The organism is Bradyrhizobium sp. (assembly GCF_049512235.1).
GTDB lineage: Bacteria > Pseudomonadota > Alphaproteobacteria > Rhizobiales > Xanthobacteraceae > Bradyrhizobium.
In genome coordinates this window covers 1-16,570 of sequence record NZ_JBEKXH010000105.1, presented here as the reverse complement: position 1 = coordinate 16,570, position 16,570 = coordinate 1, and the positions used below count along the sequence as shown (strand labels likewise).

Below are 16,570 nucleotides of genomic sequence, written 5' to 3'. Positions count from 1 at the left end.
GAAATGTTACTACAAATTGATTCCCTTGATCAATCCAGAGAGAATTAGCTCGCGCCCGCCCGCAGTTCCAGTCGGCTGACCATCAACAGTATCCCGCCGATCTGCGGCAGCAACGCCAGCAATACGAGGCGAAGCATGGCGAAGTCCTCGCCCGATGGCCTGAGTTCGCCGAGGGTAGCCCATGCGACGAGCTTGACGGCGGCATCAGTTCGAGGGTCCGCCGTCTTTCCAACCGATGCCATCGCGGTGTCGAGAATCTGGCGCCGTTCGGCGACCGCCGTTTCGCGTTCCCGGCAGAACCTGCCAACGCCGTTCATGCGCTCCCGATCCCGCGCAGACATGGCGTCACTCAATGCCGATTGAGCCGCGCTTATCGCAGGTGTCATGCGCGCCGCCCGCGCCGCCGCGCGCTGTCCATTGTGCCAAAGCCCCGCGGCACACGACGGCATGACCAGCGCGACGAGATCGGCACCTGCCATCTCTGAGACATGCCAACCGTCCCTGAGAGTCCGCTGATCGGGGGAACCGAAAGCGGTCGGGCGACCGTCAAAACCGACGCAATTGACCCGACCGAGACGTCGGCCGACATCCCACGTGGCGCAAGACGCACTAGCGGAGCATCCGTTCTTCACGTGAACCTAACTATTCTGGAACCCGGAGATCAATTTTAACAGATCCCTGAGGCGCTGCTGCTAGCGTCGGGACCGGCGTCGATCAGGTCGAGGCAGAGGCTGATATGGGTTCGAAATCAGAAGGCGGCGGGGAGGAGTTTCCGGGTTCCTCGGAGATGCTGGTTCGGGAGCAGTATTATTCGCTGACCCGCCTCGTGCCTGTTCTCTATATCGTGGTTATTACCGCCACAGCTTCGCTATGCCTCGCTTTCAGCGGCACCGCACCTGCCTGGCTGATCCACTGGCTGCCCTTGGCGCTTCTCCTGATCGTGACCCTTCGCTTGCGCTACTGGATCAAGGCGCGTTCATTCGGCCGCAACCAGGACATGGCGATCATGCGCCGCGACATACGCGGCACACAATTCCTCGGACCATCGATCACGCTCGCCCTTACGCTGATCGGTATCGGCTTGATGCCGTATTCCGACCCCTACCAGCAGTCGTCGCTCGCCGTGGTTGCGATCTGGATCACAGCGATAGCCAGCGCGTTCTGTCTTGCGGCGCTGCCTTCCGCCTCGAAGATGGTGGTGCTCAGCGCCGGCCTTCCAATAGCCGTCTCCTTTCTGTGGAGTGGCGATGAGATGAAGGTAGTCCTGGCCGGTCTGTTTGGCATCCTCACCGGCCTTGTCATCTATATCCTCGGTCAGAACTACGCGGCCTTCACGTCCATGGTGCAGTCGCGGGCCGAGATCAACGAAAAGCGTCGGCAGGCCGAAGCAGCGCGACAGACCGCGACCAAACTGGCTGACACGGACTATCTCACCAATCTGGCGAATCGCCGCTATTTTAAGCGCCTCCTGAATGAGCGCGTCTCGCATCCGGAACGACGGCAGAAGCCCTTCGCCGTCGGCATCATCGATCTTGACGGCTTCAAGCCGGTGAACGACATCCATGGCCACCGCGTCGGCGACAGCGTCCTGGTTGAAACGGCCGGCCGGCTGGGCTCCTTCATGGCGGGCCGCGGGCAGGCCGCCCGCATGGGCGGTGACGAGTTCGCCGTCCTGGCTGAAGGCGTAGCCAGCGAGGACGAGGCCTTGGCGTTCGCGGAAGACATGCAGAAGATCTTCGTTGCGCCCATCGCCATTGACGGCGGCGCAGTGGTTCAGCTCAGCGGCTGTTGCGGCTTTTCGATCTATCCCACGTCTGCCATGAATGCTGACGAACTCATCAATCAGGCCGACATGGCTCTTTACAGATCCAAGGCGCAAGAACGCGGCTGCGCCTCGGTATTCACCGCGGACTATCAGAATTCCGTACTGGAGCACGCCCGAATCGAGCAGGGACTTCGCTTGGCCGTGTCGGCGCGGGCCCTGTCCGTGCATTTCCAACCGATCGTCGATCTGGGCTCTGGCTGCGTGACCGGCTTCGAGGCGTTGGCGCGCTGGCGCGATGCGGACTTGGGCGACGTTTCCCCGGCCATCTTCATTCCCATCGCCGAGAAGATCGGACTGATCGAGCAGCTGACTGACGACCTGCTGAGGAAGGCGGTCGCGATCGCGGCGACCTGGCCGGATCATCTGGTGCTGTCGTTCAACCTGTCCGCCGCGCAGCTCGTAAAGCCGGGGGCCGGGCTGAAGATCATTTCGATTCTTGGCGAAGCAGGCCTGCCGCCACACCGCTTCGAGGCGGAGGTCACCGAGACGGCGCTTATGAAGAACGTCGATGAAGCGCGCCGCACTCTTGAATACCTGAAGGCTGCGAATATCAGAATTTCACTCGATGATTTTGGCACGGGCTATTCGAGCCTCAGCCAGATCAAGGATCTGCCGCTGGACAAGGTCAAGATAGACAAGAGCTTTGTCGACAAAATCTGCAGCGATGTGAAAATGCGCAGCCTTGTGCGCTCCATCATCTCGATGTGCGAAAATCTCGAGCTGCAATGCGTCGCCGAGGGCATCGAGGATGGTTTGCAGCTCGATTTGCTCAAGGCCGGCGGCTGCAACCTCGGCCAGGGCAACCTGTTTTCGCGACCGATTCCACATGAGCAGATCGCGGCGCTGCTGGCCAGAACGGATAAAGCGGCAGGGCGAGCGGCTGCGTAGGCCGGACCGGTCCCCGCGCCATCCTTGTCTGCGCTCAAGGCTCCCTCAAGGTGCGGCCGACCGGCAGTAGCCGCAGCCCGAAATGCGCATCGACCCAGCCCCAGATTCCCCGGGGAAGAAACAACGCGAACGAAAGCGCGGCGGCGCCGAGGCCGACCAGATACCAGACCCCGGTTTGGCCAAACCATGCCTCGATTGCAAAGAAAATCACCGCGCCCAGGATCGGGCCTTCAAAGGTGCCGAGGCCGCCGACCAGCACCATGAAAATCATGTAGGCGGTCCATTGCACGCTGAAATAGGTTTTCGGCTGGAAGGTGATGGTGGTGGCGAGCCAAAGCGCGCCCGCCAGCGCGATACCGACGGCGGCAAGCACGAAAATGATCCGCTTGGTCCGCATCACGCGGACGCCGATCGAAGCGGCCGCGTCATCATCGTCGCGGATGGCCTGGATGGCCGCGCCCAGCGGCGAACGCAGCAGCGCGAACAGAATGCCGAGCATCGCGGTCATCGCGCCGAGCGCGGTCCAGTAGGTCAACGCGTGACGGGTTTCGGCGGCATAGGCATTGAGCGCAATCAACGAGGTCCCGGTCTCGCCGCGCACCAGCGTGTCGAGATTGACGAGCAGATGCGTAAGCACCGCGACCACCCACATGCCGATTGCGAACTCGCCGGTCTTAAGCCGCAGCATGAAGGCGGAAATCGGCAGCGCCACCAGTCCGACAACAAGCGCGGATAGCACCAGCGCGAAATAGACGCTGACGCCGGCATCCGCCAGACGCACCGCGCCATAGGCGCCAAGGCCGAAGAAGGCCTGCTGGCCGATCGACACCAGGCCGCCATAGCCCGCCAGCGCGTTCCAGGTAACGGCCAGAATGATGTAGATGAACAGCGTGGTCAGCTGATCGATGACGTTGGCCTGAAACAGCAGGGGACCGGCGGAGAACAGGAGGACCACAGCGACCGAGGCCGCCACCGCGCCGATCGACAGGCGGCTCCAGCGCTCGACGGTGATCTTCTCGCCGCTCATGCCCGGCGCCTCAGCGTCGATAGCAACAGGCTGCCCCGGTCACCGAGATAGAGCCGCGCGAACAGCACCGCCAGAAACACGCCATGGCCGGCGATGAAAAATCCCTGCGGGTTGATCTGGGCGCCGATATTTTGCGCGACCCCGAGCACAATGCCGCCGAGCAGCGTGCCCCACAAGGACCCGGCGCCGCCGATCACGGCCGCCTCGAAGGCGAAGATCAGATGCGGGCCGCCGGCATAGGGATCGAAAGTGGCGCGCATCGCCAGCGCCGCGCCGGCAAGGCCGACGGTCGCCATCGCGATCGCGGTGGCGGTCGCATTCACCCGCCGTGCATTGATGCCGACCAGGCCGACCGTGTCGGGGTCCTCGGCCGTTGCCCGGATCGCCCGGCCGAGCGGCGTTCGCGACAGAAATAAATGCAGGCTGCCCAGCACCAGCACTGCGGCGGCAAACACCAGGGCCGAGAGGTAGCCCACATCGATATCGTCGGTCAGAGACCATGAATCGTAGGAGAACGAACCGATATAGGGTGCCAGCGAGCGCGTGTCGGCGCCAAATTGCTCAAACAGCAGATTGTCGATGACGATCGACAGGCCGAACGTAGAGAGGATCGGCACCAGCACGCCGGCCCGCGCGCTTCGCTGCAGAATCAGCCGCTGCAGCGCCCAGCCGATCACCGCCATCGCCGGCAGCACGAGCAGCAGGCCGAGAAAAGGCGACACCCCAAAACGATCGGCGAGCACGTACAACGCGTATGCCGCCAGCACGGCAAAACTGCCGTGGGCGATGTTGATGATGCCCATCACGCTGTACATGAAGGACAATCCGCAGGCGATCAGGGCGTAATAGCCGCCCAGCAAAAGGCCCTGCACGATTTGATTGAACCAGATCACGGCAGGGTGGCCTCGCGTCCCGCTTTGCCGAGGCCGAAATAGGCCTCGGTGACCTGTTCTCGCGTCAGGTCCGCGGCTCTCCCTTCCAGGACTATTTTTCCTTCCAGCATGCAGAATACCCTGCCGGCCACGCGCAACGCGCGGGTGAGATCCTGTTCCACCAGGATGATGGTGGTGCCCGAGGTCAATAGCATTTGCAGCGAGGCATAGACGCGCTCCACCACCAGCGGCGAAAGGCCTAGCGAAACCTCGTCCAGCATCAAGAGTTCGGGATTGGTCATCAGCGCCCGCCCGATCGCGGTGGCCTGTTGCTCGCCGCCCGACAGGGTGCCGGCGCGAGCGTGGCGGCGTGCCCTGAGATTGGGGAAAGCCTCCATCACCGCCTCGATGGTCCAGGCGCCGGCGCGGCCGGCCGCTCGCGCCAGCGTCAGGTTCTCTTCGACGCTCATCTGCGCGAAAAGGCGCCGTCCCTCCGGCACCAGGGCAATGCCCAAGCCAACGCGCTGGTACGACGGCGCCCGGGTGACCTCGGTGCCATTGAACTTGATGCGGCCGCCGGCGATCGGATGCGCGCCGGCGATGGCGCGCAACAGCGTGGTCTTGCCGGCGCCATTAGCGCCGATCAACGCCACGGTCTCACCGCGCTCGATTTCAAAGCTGACGCCGCGCACCGCCTGCAACAGACCATGGCGAACATCGAGATGTTCGACGGCAAGCAGGCTCAATGAACGCTCCCGCCGAGATAGGCCGAGATCACGGCCTTGTCGGCCATCACCGCGCGCGGTTCGCCGTCGGCGATGATGCGGCCCGCATCCATGCAGATCAGCCGCTCGGCGACCTGCAGCAGGACGTGGACGATGTGCTCGATCCAGACGATGGCGATCCCGCTTTTGTGCAGTCCGCGAACGGTCTCGACCAGTTCGCCGGCTTCGCCGTCGGTCAGGCCACCGCCGATTTCGTCGAGCAGCAGCACCGAAGGGTTTGCCCCTAGCGCGCGGGCGAGTTCGAGCCGTTTGCGATCGAGCAGGCCGAGCGTTTCTGCGCGCCGATTGGCGAGGCGCAGCATGCCGCACGCGGCGATCGCCTCGATCGCGCGCCGGTTGGCTTCATCGGGCTTGAACTGCCCGCCATTGGTCGCGGCGACGAACACATTCTCGAACACTGTCATGCCGTTGAACGGCCTGGGGATCTGGTGGGTGCGTACGATCCCGAGCCGGCAGCGCTGCGCGGCCGAAAGCCCGGTGACGTCGGCGCCGTGAAAATGGATCGACCCTGAAGTCGGCGGCAGCGCGCCGGCGAGCACGCTGAGCAGGGTCGTTTTGCCCGCGCCGTTCGGACCGACGATGCCGACCGCCTCATTGGCGCGGAGCGAAAAGTCGATCGCGTGCAGCACCACAAGCGCGCTGAAGCGCTTGTGGATGCCGGACGTCGAAAGCACCGTGTCGTTCGGTTCAGCGTCGTTCAGCTCGGCCGTCACGTAGTCCGCTCGCGCGCCTCACTTCTGGTTATAGGCAACAAGCTTGGCTGCGACCGGTACGTTCGGATCGGTGGCGTTCTCGACCACCGCGAAGTCGAGCTTGAACTTCGATCCCGGCTTGGCCTTGACCCATTGGCAGCCGATGATAGGTCCGGGCGAGACGTTTGCAACCGGCCCCGAGGTGAAATCGACCTTGCCGCCCATCGTCAACGTGTTCAGGGAGCCGATCGCCTTGGCGACAGCCGCTTTGTCCTTCGGATTGGCGCTGGTCTTCAGCGCGGCGATGCCGGCATCGAACAGGGCCATGCTGGCGCCGAGCTGCTGGGTCCATTGCTTGCCGGACGTCTTCTCATAGCCGTCGGCGAGTTCGACGCCGGAAATTCCGGTCAGGGACGACTTGTAGGGGAAGGTCTTGTGCCAGTAGCAGGCGGTGGCGAGGTTGTAGCCGAGGTCGCCGAGCGATTCGACCTGGGCCGGGAACAGGCCGGTCTTGGCAATCTGGGCTATTTTCACGATCTTGGTGTAACCCTGCTGGGCGGCCTGGCGCCAGAACGCGGCGAAATCCGGCGGGATCGGGAAGGTGTTGAAGATCTCGCATTTTTCCTTTTTGAAGGTCGAGATTTGGGCCGAATAATCGGTAGTGCCGTCCTCATAGGGGCCGGGATCGATGATGGTGAAGCCGGCCTTGGCCAGCCCCGGTGCCAGGTTTTGCCGGATGGCGTTGCCGTCGGCATCGTTGGGATAGAGCACGCCGACCTTCTTGTTGGTCTCCATGCTGTTCCACATCGAGACATAGGCCTTGAAGAACTCGCCGCCGCCAAAGCCGAAATGGTAGCTCCATTTGAAAGGCGAAGGCGCTCCCGGCTTGCCGCCGCGCCCGAAATACCAGGCTTCCCAGGGCATCACGGTCGACAGGCAGGGCACGCCGGCGGCCTCACAGGCGTCCGCCACCGGATTGATGGTCTCCGGGGTGGAGATCGGCAACATCAGGTCGACCTGATCGCTGTTGATCAGGGACTTGGCCAATTGGCTGGCGCGCGAAGGATCCGATTGGGTGTCGCGGTCGAGGATCTGGACGTCGTAGGTCTTGTCGCCGATCTTCAGCCCGCCGGCGAGCGACTTGCGCGCCAGTTCGAGCACGTAGCCGTCGGTTTCGCCGAAACCCGCCAGCGCGCCGGTCCGCGGGCTGACAAATCCGATTTTGAGCGTGTTTTCGGCGCCGGCGGCGAAAGCGCCGCGAACGCCGAGACCGAGCGCGAGCCCGCTGGCTCCTCCGAGTGCCAGCACGTCGCGACGGGTGGGACGGCGCACCATCAAGCGCCCGCTATTGGCAAGATCCTTGGTCATGTTCTCTCCCTGTTGTGCCGATTGTGAAGTTTTTGGCGTTCATATCAATGCAGCGAAGGTCAGTGAAGGCTGACGATCGTCAGCCTTTTGTCGCAGGCCCACAGGCCGGCCGCCATGGCCTGCCTCACTCACGTTGCGCTCTCACGCCACCCATCGGCGCCGCGGAGCAAAGTATTTCCGGTGCTGGCGGAACAGCGCAGATGTCAGCGCAGCACGTCGATCATGGGCAGGAGCCCGTCGAGAACGATATCGGGCCGCTCGGCCGCCACGGCCCTGCCGAATGAGCCACGATCGAGAAGACCGGTGGTGACCGCGATGGCAAGGGCTCCGGAGCTACGCGCCATGCGCATCTCCAGCGCCGGGTCGTCGCCTATGACGATGGCCTGGCTCGCCGCGGACGCCGGGATGCCCATCGCGCGAAGCGCGCAACTCATGGCCTCGCGCGACGGCTTGCCCAGCACCCGCGCCCGCTTGCCGGTCAGCGAACGGATCATGGCGTTGATGGCGAAGCTGGCGCCGATCGCCTTGCCGCTTTGGGTTGCAAAGAACGGCACATTGGAGGCCGTCGTCAGCAAGGCGCCGGCCCAAACGTCGTGGCAGGCGGCCTCCAGATCCGGGAAGGTGAATTCCCGGAACCAGCCGGTGTAGACCGCCTCGATGCCGTCGGCGGTTTCGGAAGGGCCGACCACCTCAAGCCCCCGCTCGCGCAGCGGACCCTGCACGCCGGCTCCGCCCAGCACCCGAATTTTGCGAATGCCGCGCTTTTCGAACCATGCCGCCGCCGAAGTGGAGGGCGTCATCATCTCGCCATCGCTGACATCGAGGCCGGCATGGCGCAGGCTCGCGGCGTAGGTCTGCGGCGTCTTGAAGGTGCCGTTGGTAAAAATCCGGAACGGAATCTCGCGTCGCCGCAACAGCTTCAGAAGGTCGATCGCGCCAGGCAATGGGGTGTGGCCGCCGCTTTTGGCATCGCCGAGCACCAGCGTCCCATCCATGTCGAAGATGACGCCGCGGGTCGCCTGCACCCGTTCGATCAAACCAGGGTTGAACTCAGTCAAGGCCGCTCCCCGCGTGCAGCGCGAGCCGGAATCCCGGCCGCTCGACCACGAGATCGCGTGCGGCCGGCCGTTCGGCGAGTTTTTTCAGCAAGGCCAGCACAGGTGCCATTTCCGGCGAATAGCCGGTGCGGCCGCGTCCCGCGCCGAGCATGGCGTCGACCTGGTCACCCGGCATCACCGCGCGCAGCAGGAACTCCTCCTCCGGCATGGTGGCGCCGAAACGGCGGCGCAAATCGCTCAGGGTTGGGAAATCATCCTCCCGCTCCAGTTCGCGGGCGCGTGGGCGGTCCAGGATCGCGGCCTCGACCTTGGGATCGACCGGACGGGTCGGCCGGCCGAACTTGCCCATCACGTAGCGCATCACCTGGTCGGAGACTTGGCCGTAACGCCGCCCGCCGACCACGTTGAACAGCGCCTGGGTGCAGACCATCTGCGGGAACGGCGTCACCATGATCGGCTGGCCGAGGTCCCGGCGTACCTGTTCGGTCTCGGCAATGACCTCCGGCAGGCGGTGGGCGAGCTTGAGCTCGGTCAACTGGCGCTCCATGGTGGTCATGACGCCGCCGGCGATCTGGTGCTGCAGAAAGCTGGCGTCGAAGCTCTGCGGTTCGCCCGGCGGCAATCCTTCCGCTCTTGCCAGCCGCCACCAATAATCATTGACATGCGACAGCATGGCGTCGTCGACCGCAACCGTGTGGCCTTTGGCGCGAAGGTTGGCGACCATGCGGACGGCCTCGGGCAGCGAAGTGCCTTCGCCCGCCGGGCCGATACCGACATGCACCGCGGAGGCGCCTTGTTCGGCACCTTCTAAGCTCGACAAGGCGCCGTAGCCGATGGTGCAGTGAATGTGCATTTCGAGCGGCTTGGAGCCGATTTCCGACTTGACCGCGCGCGTGAGCGTGCGGGCCCGGTCCGGGCTCATCAGCCCGGAGGGATCCTTGAGGTAGAACAGGTCGATATCCCGGCTCTGCGCCAGCCGGCGCGCGAACGCGGAATAGAACGCGTCGTCATGGACGTCCGACAGCGTGAAGGTCAGCGCCGCCATGACTTCGGCGTCGCCCTCCTGCTTGATGATGCGCGAGGCATCGAGCACGGCGTCGATATCGTGCATCGGGTCGAGCATGATGAAGCGGCGAATGCCGCAGGCCTGCAGGCGGCGGTAGACCAGCCGCATGAAATCCGGATCGGCCTGCTGCCAGGCGATAAAGCGCAAGCCGGTGGTGATGAACTGCAGCGGGGTGCGCGGCATCGCGGCGCGCGCCCGCCTGATCCGCTCCCAGGGATTGTCGCGGAAATAGCGCACCGCGACCGCCATGTGGCTCGACGAGGTGAAATCGATGGCGCGGAATCCGACGCGGTCGAGCGCGCCCGCGATCTGCAGCATGTGGTGGGTGCCAAGCCCGGTGGCGCCCCACAGGCTCTGGTTGCCGTCCCGCATCGAGACGTCGATGAGTCCGATTTCAGCCATGAACTGATCCTTGGGCCGATCCTTGGGCCGGTCCTTGGGCCAATCCTTCGAAGAAGCGCGTATCGACCTCGCCGCGGATGAAGCGCGGGTCGGCCAGGATGCGGCGATGCAGACCGGTTGTGGTCTTTATGCCCTCGATCTCGAGGCCATCCAGCGCGTCACCCAGCCGCGCCACCGCCTGGCTCCGCGTTTTTCCGGCCACGATCAGCTTGCCGATCAAGGAGTCGTAAAATGGGGGCACCTCGCCGCCCCTACCGATGTGGCTGTCGACCCGGATGCCGGGACCCGCGGGCCAGCTGGCGCTCTTCACCCGGCCGGGCGAGGGACGGAAATCACGCTCCCAGTCCTCGGCATTGATGCGGAGTTCGATCGCGTGGCCCTCGAAATCGACGCTGGCCTGGGTCAGGCCGAGCGGCTGTCCATCGGCGACCAGCAATTGCTGCTCGATCAGGTCGATGCCGGTGATTGCTTCGGTCACGGGATGCTCGACCTGGATGCGGGCATTCATTTCAAGGAAATAGAAGTCGAAGGTTTCGGCATCGACCAGGAATTCGACGGTGCCGGCGCCGCGATAGCACAGATGCCGTGCCAGCCGCACCGCGGCATCGGTCAAAGCCCGCAGCTTCTGTTCGGGAATGCCGAACGCCGGCGCCTCCTCGATCAGCTTTTGATAGCGGCGCTGGATCGAACAATCCCGGGTGCCGAGATGGATCGCGCAACTTCCATCGCCGAGCACCTGTACCTCGACATGGCGGCCGCGGCCGATATAGCGCTCGACATAGATGCGCGGATCGCCGAACGCCGCGCGCGCCTCCGCCATCGCCATGTCGATCTGACGATCCAGTTCGTCGGCGCTGTCGACGCGTTTCATGCCGCGTCCACCGCCGCCGGCCACGGCCTTCAGCAGCAGCGGATAGCCGGTGATGGCGGCCTGGTCGCGCGCCGCCGCCTTGTCCCCGGCTTCGCCACCCGGGACCACCGGCAAGCCGACCTCACCAGCGATCTGCCGGGCCTTCAGCTTGTCGCCCATCGCATCCAGGCTGGACACATCCGGCCCGACGAAGATGATGCCGGCATCGGCCACCGCGCGGGCAAAACCGGCATTCTCGGACAGGAAGCCATAGCCGGGGTGGATCGCATCGGCGCGCACTGCCGCCGCCGCGGCGATCTGGCGCCCGATCGACAGATAGCTCGCGGCGGAAGGCGCCGGGCCAAGAATCGCGTTTTCGTCCGCGAACTGTGCCGGCATTGAGAGACGGTCGGCCTCGGATACGCCGAGAATGGTGGTCATTCCCAGCCGCTGCGCGGTGCGGATAATGCGCAACGCGATCTCGCCGCGATTGGCGATGAAGAGGCGGCGGATCATGTGGCGTCTGGCCTCACCCGCATCAGCACGGCCTCGGTATCGACCAGGGTTGCATTTGGGATGACAATCTCTTCGACGATCCCGGAACAGCCGGCCGAAACCGACGTCATGAGCTTCATGGTCTCGATGATGGCCACCACGGTGTCAGGCCCGACCCGGTCGCCGGCCTCCACAAAGGGCGGCGCTCCCGGCTGCGGCGCGCGATAAAACGTCCCGGGCAAGGGCGCACGGATCGCCAGCGTCCTGTCGTCCGCCGCGACCTTCGGCTCGGTGCTGACCGCTGCGGGATCGAGCGCTGTCTCCGCGCCTGCCACATCATCCAATTCCAGTTCCTGCGACCAGCCCTTGCCGGTGCGGGCGACCTTGAGGGTGAATCGTCCGATCCTGACATCGAGTCGGTCATAGGGCGTCTTGTCGAGAATCGTGACGATCTCTTCGATGTCCTCGCGCGTGATCGGAATTTCCTTGGTCATCTCCGCTCATGCCACCGCCTTGACGCTGGTGAGCTCGCGCACCGCATCGGCCAGGGCGATTGCGAATTCCGGATCGTTGATGTGGTATTCGAAGCGGCGGACGTCGACATTTCCGGGCATCGCGCTTGCGACATAGTCGGCGAAGATCGGCGGCAGGCTGGGATCGTGCAGATGCCCCTCCGGGCTGTCGTGATGGGAAAAACCTTTAAGCGGAATATAGAAGCGGACCGGTCCCTTGGCGTCCTTGGCAATTCCCGCGACATGATCGGCCAGCCGCTCCAGGTCGCCTGAATTGGTCCGCACCGCGGTCAGCGCGGCATTGTGGATGTGAAACCGCCGTCCGCCGAACGGGTCGTCGCCGACCGCCATCGGCGAGGGCATGATGTAGAAGTCGGTATTGCCGGGCGCGAAGATGGTGGGAATACCGCGGGCAAGACCGGCGGTGGCGCGCTCCGGACCCGCGGTGCAGATGCCGTTGTGGATATGGTCGTTGATCTCCACCAGCGACATGTCGACGATGGCGGCGACGTCGCGATCGGTGGCGATCGAGTCAAGCGTCTTGCCGCCGTTGCCGGTGGTGTGGAACGCCATCACCTCATAGCCGTCGGCTTCCAGTTTTTCGCGCAGCGTGCGCATGCCGCGCTCGGTCGTTCCCAAGGTCGAGATCAGGACCAGCGGGCGGCCGTCGGCCTTGGCCGGGCGATAGGCATGGGCCATCCCGGCGACGGCTGCGGCGCCGTTGCGAAATACTTCGCGGGCGATGCTGTTGAGGCCCGAAATATCGCACACCGCGTTCAGCATGCAGATGTCCTTCAGGCCGACGAACGGCGCCGTAAAGCCGGAGGCCAGCGTCGAGATCATCAGCTTGGGAAGGCCATAGGGAAAAGCCCGCATGATGGCGGTGCCGAGCGTCGTGCCCATCGAGCCGCCGATCGACAGAATGCCGGAAAAGCCCAGCCTTTCGTGGGCCTCGACCGCCAGTTTCATGGCGCCCTCGATCATCACCGCCTGGCACTTGCCCTCATGACCGAGTGCCCGGACTTCCTCGATGGTCTTGCCGGCGGCGCCGGCGATTTCTTCGGGTGAGATCTCGGCTCCGCCAACGGTGCGCCGGACGCTGGCGTCGAGGTGGATCACCTCGCATCCGTTTTCCTCCAGAACGCCGCGCAGGAAGCGGCCTTCCTGCTCCTTGGTGTCCTGGGTGACGATCAGAAGTACCTTGGGCTTGGCGGACATCTTCCTCTCCATCGGTGACGGTGTTGATTGCGCCGCAGCGAGATCACGCGCGGTGCGATTGGCTTGGATGCCGTCTGCGCGGCAATTGGCGGAAAAGCTAGCTGGAACAGAGAGCGGCGGCTTTGACGGGTCGGCAGCCGAGTTGGAGAATTCGGCAACGCCTGAGCGGACGGATCGAAGTCCTCGCGCGGCCAGGGTCCGGATCAACTGCGGCACTGGCCGCCGGTGCGGCGCGGCGTCGGGGCCTGCGCCGGGGAATTCGGTCCCTTCAGGACGCCTGGTCGCGCCGGCCGGCCCTGAAGTCTCGCGGGGAGACACGGTGGCTCTTGCTGAAGCACCGCGAGAAATAGGCCGAATCGCTGAAGCCGCAATCATAGGCCACCTGCGTGATCGAAACGCGGCCGCGCTCGGTCCGCAACCGCTCGGCGGCGCGGCACAGGCGCTGCTCGAGAATGAAGGCCGACGCCGTCGTCGACAGCCGCTCGAACACCAGCTGGACCGAACGCGAACTGATGTGAAGCGCCTGCGCGATCGACGAGGTGCGAAGCTCCGGATCGAACAGATGATCGCGGACATAATCCAGCACCAGCCTGCGAAGTTCAAAAGGCGCCCCCGGGGCGCAAGGTTCCATCGATTGTCCGATCGCATGGAGAGCGAGATCGAGGCCGACGCGATCGATGCAATCGCGCCAGTCGGCGTCGGTGGCGAGCGAAGCGAGCTGGCTCCAGGCCGTGCGCATGAAAGAGATCAGCAGCTCGGATCGGCTGGGATCGATGGCCTGGCCGGCCGCGCGCTCGAGATCGAATGCCGGGTGCGCCAGCGCGATGCTGGATAAGGGCAAATCCAGCACGAACAACTCGTACGGCGTGACGAAATCGACGCCATAGCCCCGGTCGGGATCGCACAACGCGGCGCAACCCGGATTGATGATGGTCTCGCGGCCGGACTGGATGTTGACGCCGGTACCGCCGACCTGGAGATGCAGAAACACCGAACCGGATCGTTTCGGAGGCACCCCGGACTGCCAGCGTCTTACGCGCGACGGCTGCGCCTTGATGCGTACCAGTCCGATGGTGCCGAAATTATGCGTCGCCAGCTTGCCGTCAAATTGCGGGCCGTCCGCGTCAACGACGCACCCCCTGAAGGTATCCCCTACAATCTCATTCCATTGATCGAGTCGCGCGCTGCGCCGGACTGGCGCGGCATGGTTCATGGTGCCATGCAACGTAACCTCCCGACTGCCGGACTCCGCGTGCCCTTCGGGCATCCCTCGGCAACGTTAGAAAAATTAGCATGGCCGCCGTATCCGCGCAATGTTGCGCGCCGCTCCCACATCGCGACCAGTGTCAGCCGCCTGGAACACGCGCCCTATTTGCCCCAGCGCAGCACCAGCGGGTCGAGACGCCCTGCGATCTCGATCAGCCCGGCGCGGGTCGCCGGGTGCAAGGGCTGCAGCGGATGACGGACGGTTTCGTGCCTGATGACGCCGCCTTCCTTCATCAGCGCCTTGCAGGCGAGGAGGCCGCACTGCCGATTTTCGTAGTTGATCAGCGGCAGCCACCGCTCATAGGCGGCGACGGCCTGGTCGCGGCGGCCGGCGAAATAGGGATCCGTGACCTGCCGGATGCCATCGGGATAACCGCCGCCGGTCATCGCGCCGGTGGCTCCGGCGTCGAGGTCAGCCAACAGCGTGATCGCTTCCTCGCCATCCCACGGGCCTTCGATCGCATCACCCCCGAATTCGATCAACTCACGCAGCTTGGCGGCGGTCTGGGGCATCTCGATCTTGAAGTAGCAGACGTTCTCCAGCTCTCGTGCCATGCGCGCGAGGAAGGCCGCCGACAGCGGCGTCCCGGCTACGGGTGCATCCTGGATCATGATGGGAATTGCGATCGCCTCCGAAATGGATCGGAAGAACTCGAAGATCGCGCTTTCGCGGACCCGGATGGTCGCGCCGTGATAGGGTGGCATCACCATCACCATGCTGGCGCCGGCCTGCTGCGCCCGCAGCGAGCGTTCGGCGCAGATGTGCGAAGCAAAATGCGTGGTCGTGACGATCACGGGGACACGGCCCGCGACATGGTGCAACACGGTGTCGAGCACGAGGTCGCGCTCGGCGTCGCTCAGCACGAACTGCTCGGAGAAGTTGGCGAGGATGCAGACGCCGTGCGAGCCGGCGTCAATCATACAGTCGACGGCGCGCTTCTGGCCGTCGAGATCGAGCCGGCCGTCGCCATCGAACACCGTCGGCACGACCGGAAATACGCCCCTGTAGGGTCGCCGCACATTGACGTTTGCCATGACATCCTATTGGACGACGTCCAGTTTGACCTTTGCAACCCCATCTCCGACCATTCCCAGCAGCCGGGCGGCAGAATACGAGACGTCGACAACTCGTCCGCGAACGAACGGACCTCGGTCGTTGACCCGAACTGTCACGGACCGCCCGGTCGAGACGTTTGTCACGCGCAACCTTGTGCCGAACGGCAATGTCGGATGCGCGGCGGTCAATTCGTTCGCATCGAACTTTTCTCCGCTCGAGGTCCGTGTGCCCTCCGAGTAGAAGCTGGCAAGTCCTTGCGAGGCGAGCCGTGTCCCGGCTGCATGTTGGCGCGGCGCGAACGGGGTGTACGTGACCGCCACACGCCTCTTCGTCACCCGTGATGCCGTGGAATCGTGTTGCAGCGAGGCCTGTCGGCTGGGGGCTAAGAGAGCGGATCTATTGCTGACGACAGAGGACTGCGCGCAGGCCGCAAGCGAAGCGGCTGCGAGAACGACGGCAAACCGCAAAATGATGCCCCGGGCAGCAGCAGACGAGGCCAAAGGCGGGTCAAGACGGTTTGCCTTACCGTCAGATGAAGTTCTGGCCGTACTGAGGAAAGACATTTGTAGCCACCTCCAGCCCCACATTAGTCCCGCAGGCAATGAGGGCGGAACCATGGCGCTGAACAACCTAATGTGGCATCAACCGCGCGATTCCATTTGAGTGTGGCTATCGGGTGACTGGCATCGCAAAAACCGCTGCTCGTGGCCGGACTTCGCGAGACCCCCGGATCGCTCATGATACTGCGATCAATCGCATTTTTGCGTTTTTGGCGCAACTTTGGCTGCTCCGAATGGTTGCGCACATAAATATTTCAATCATAGATGGTGATGGTCGCCCAGCCATGAATGTGCACCGCCGAGACCAGTTCGATCGGCCGCTCGTATCGCGGCTCGCCTTCCCGTTCCACCGCCAGCAAGCCATTGTCGGCGCGGATCAAGGGGAGCCCGCGGCGACGTGCAGCGGTACGGCGACCGGCGAGATCGCGGGCTCATCCTCGATCGTGTCTTCCGGCAACGACGGCAGCCATGGTGTCATCTCAACCGGTGCACCGCGGCTCCACAGCAGCTTCAGGCCCGATCATTGGAACATCGCACCCATCCCTATCGGCGGCTGCCTGCCGGCATGGACTGTCTGTCAACCGCGACTATCGCCGGGTTTTTCCCCCCGCCGCAGCGCAGGCAACGTT

Annotated in this window: 16 protein-coding genes; 1 reads left to right on the top strand and 15 read right to left on the bottom strand. The window is 64.2% G+C overall.

Annotated features, from left to right (window positions below; translation table 11 throughout):
* Positions 1 to 44 precede the first annotated feature (44 nt).
* A complete protein-coding gene (locus tag ABSG20_RS12395; protein ID WP_423864788.1) occupies positions 45 to 317 on the bottom strand; it encodes a hypothetical protein in 273 nt (90 codons plus the stop codon).
* A 419-nt stretch (positions 318 to 736) separates the two neighbouring features.
* Here ABSG20_RS12395 and ABSG20_RS12390 point away from each other — a divergent pair, with 419 nt between their 5' ends.
* Positions 737 to 2,713 (top strand): putative bifunctional diguanylate cyclase/phosphodiesterase, encoded by a 1,977-nt coding sequence (locus tag ABSG20_RS12390; RefSeq protein ID WP_423864787.1) that lies wholly within the window; start codon positions 737 to 739, stop codon positions 2,711 to 2,713.
* Positions 2,714 to 2,747: 34 nt separating this feature from the next.
* On the opposite strand, the gene ABSG20_RS12385 is transcribed toward ABSG20_RS12390, so the two are convergent.
* The 14 genes from ABSG20_RS12385 to ABSG20_RS12320 form a co-directional block, all read right to left on the bottom strand.
* Positions 2,748 to 3,740 (bottom strand): branched-chain amino acid ABC transporter permease, encoded by a 993-nt coding sequence (locus tag ABSG20_RS12385; protein ID WP_423864786.1) that lies wholly within the window; start codon positions 3,738 to 3,740, stop codon positions 2,748 to 2,750.
* Complete coding sequence (locus ABSG20_RS12380) at positions 3,737 to 4,630, bottom strand: branched-chain amino acid ABC transporter permease (protein WP_423864792.1); 894 nt, start codon at positions 4,628 to 4,630, stop codon at positions 3,737 to 3,739. The genes ABSG20_RS12385 and ABSG20_RS12380 overlap by 4 nt, the downstream gene beginning before the upstream one ends.
* Entirely contained in the window at positions 4,630 to 5,358 is a 729-nt protein-coding gene (locus ABSG20_RS12375) for an ABC transporter ATP-binding protein (protein WP_423864785.1), read from the bottom strand. The genes ABSG20_RS12380 and ABSG20_RS12375 overlap by 1 nt, the downstream gene beginning before the upstream one ends.
* Entirely contained in the window at positions 5,355 to 6,029 is a 675-nt protein-coding gene (locus ABSG20_RS12370; protein WP_423864791.1) for an ABC transporter ATP-binding protein, read from the bottom strand. Before ABSG20_RS12370 ends, ABSG20_RS12375 begins: the two co-directional genes overlap by 4 nt.
* A 99-nt stretch (positions 6,030 to 6,128) precedes the next feature.
* Positions 6,129 to 7,424 (bottom strand): ABC transporter substrate-binding protein, encoded by a 1,296-nt coding sequence (locus tag ABSG20_RS12365; protein WP_423864790.1) that lies wholly within the window; start codon positions 7,422 to 7,424, stop codon positions 6,129 to 6,131.
* A 236-nt stretch (positions 7,425 to 7,660) separates the two neighbouring features.
* Positions 7,661 to 8,515, bottom strand: a complete 855-nt coding sequence (locus ABSG20_RS12360; RefSeq protein ID WP_423864784.1) for an HAD-IIA family hydrolase — start codon at positions 8,513 to 8,515, stop codon at positions 7,661 to 7,663.
* Positions 8,508 to 9,983 (bottom strand): hydroxymethylglutaryl-CoA lyase-like TIM-barrel protein, encoded by a 1,476-nt coding sequence (locus ABSG20_RS12355; RefSeq protein ID WP_423864783.1) that lies wholly within the window; start codon positions 9,981 to 9,983, stop codon positions 8,508 to 8,510. Before ABSG20_RS12355 ends, ABSG20_RS12360 begins: the two co-directional genes overlap by 8 nt.
* Positions 9,976 to 11,349 carry an acetyl-CoA carboxylase biotin carboxylase subunit gene (locus ABSG20_RS12350; RefSeq protein ID WP_423864782.1) on the bottom strand — a complete coding sequence of 458 codons (1,374 nt, stop codon included), beginning with the start codon at positions 11,347 to 11,349 and terminating at the stop codon, positions 9,976 to 9,978. Before ABSG20_RS12350 ends, ABSG20_RS12355 begins: the two co-directional genes overlap by 8 nt.
* Entirely contained in the window at positions 11,346 to 11,822 is a 477-nt protein-coding gene (locus ABSG20_RS12345; RefSeq protein WP_423864781.1) for an acetyl-CoA carboxylase biotin carboxyl carrier protein, read from the bottom strand. Before ABSG20_RS12345 ends, ABSG20_RS12350 begins: the two co-directional genes overlap by 4 nt.
* A gap of 6 nt (positions 11,823 to 11,828) precedes the next feature.
* Entirely contained in the window at positions 11,829 to 13,058 is a 1,230-nt protein-coding gene (locus ABSG20_RS12340; RefSeq protein ID WP_423864780.1) for a Tm-1-like ATP-binding domain-containing protein, read from the bottom strand.
* 268 nt (positions 13,059 to 13,326) lie between these two features.
* Complete coding sequence (locus ABSG20_RS12335; RefSeq protein WP_423864779.1) at positions 13,327 to 14,271, bottom strand: helix-turn-helix domain-containing protein; 945 nt, start codon at positions 14,269 to 14,271, stop codon at positions 13,327 to 13,329.
* 155 nt (positions 14,272 to 14,426) lie between these two features.
* Positions 14,427 to 15,359 carry a dihydrodipicolinate synthase family protein gene (locus ABSG20_RS12330; RefSeq protein ID WP_423864778.1) on the bottom strand — a complete coding sequence of 311 codons (933 nt, stop codon included), beginning with the start codon at positions 15,357 to 15,359 and terminating at the stop codon, positions 14,427 to 14,429.
* Positions 15,360 to 15,365: 6 nt separating this feature from the next.
* Positions 15,366 to 15,881 (bottom strand): septal ring lytic transglycosylase RlpA family protein, encoded by a 516-nt coding sequence (locus ABSG20_RS12325; protein WP_423864789.1) that lies wholly within the window; start codon positions 15,879 to 15,881, stop codon positions 15,366 to 15,368.
* Positions 15,882 to 16,195: 314 nt separating this feature from the next.
* On the bottom strand, positions 16,196 to 16,321 hold the full coding sequence (locus ABSG20_RS12320; RefSeq protein ID WP_423864777.1) for a hypothetical protein: 126 nt from the start codon (positions 16,319 to 16,321) through the stop codon (positions 16,196 to 16,198).
* Between the last annotated feature and the right edge of the window lie 249 nt (positions 16,322 to 16,570).

Coding starts and splice junctions, on each gene's coding strand:
- ABSG20_RS12395 (WP_423864788.1), bottom strand. CDS start 317: ATGAACGGCGTTGGCAGGTTCTGCCGGGAACGCGAAACGGCGGTCGCC.
- ABSG20_RS12390 (WP_423864787.1), top strand. CDS start 737: ATGGGTTCGAAATCAGAAGGCGGCGGGGAGGAGTTTCCGGGTTCCTCG.
- ABSG20_RS12385 (WP_423864786.1), bottom strand. CDS start 3,740: ATGAGCGGCGAGAAGATCACCGTCGAGCGCTGGAGCCGCCTGTCGATC.
- ABSG20_RS12365 (WP_423864790.1), bottom strand. CDS start 7,424: ATGGTGCGCCGTCCCACCCGTCGCGACGTGCTGGCACTCGGAGGAGCC.
- ABSG20_RS12355 (WP_423864783.1), bottom strand. CDS start 9,983: ATGGCTGAAATCGGACTCATCGACGTCTCGATGCGGGACGGCAACCAG.
- ABSG20_RS12350 (WP_423864782.1), bottom strand. CDS start 11,349: ATGATCCGCCGCCTCTTCATCGCCAATCGCGGCGAGATCGCGTTGCGC.
- ABSG20_RS12345 (WP_423864781.1), bottom strand. CDS start 11,822: ATGACCAAGGAAATTCCGATCACGCGCGAGGACATCGAAGAGATCGTC.
- ABSG20_RS12340 (WP_423864780.1), bottom strand. CDS start 13,058: ATGTCCGCCAAGCCCAAGGTACTTCTGATCGTCACCCAGGACACCAAG.
- ABSG20_RS12335 (WP_423864779.1), bottom strand. CDS start 14,271: ATGAACCATGCCGCGCCAGTCCGGCGCAGCGCGCGACTCGATCAATGG.
- ABSG20_RS12330 (WP_423864778.1), bottom strand. CDS start 15,359: ATGGCAAACGTCAATGTGCGGCGACCCTACAGGGGCGTATTTCCGGTC.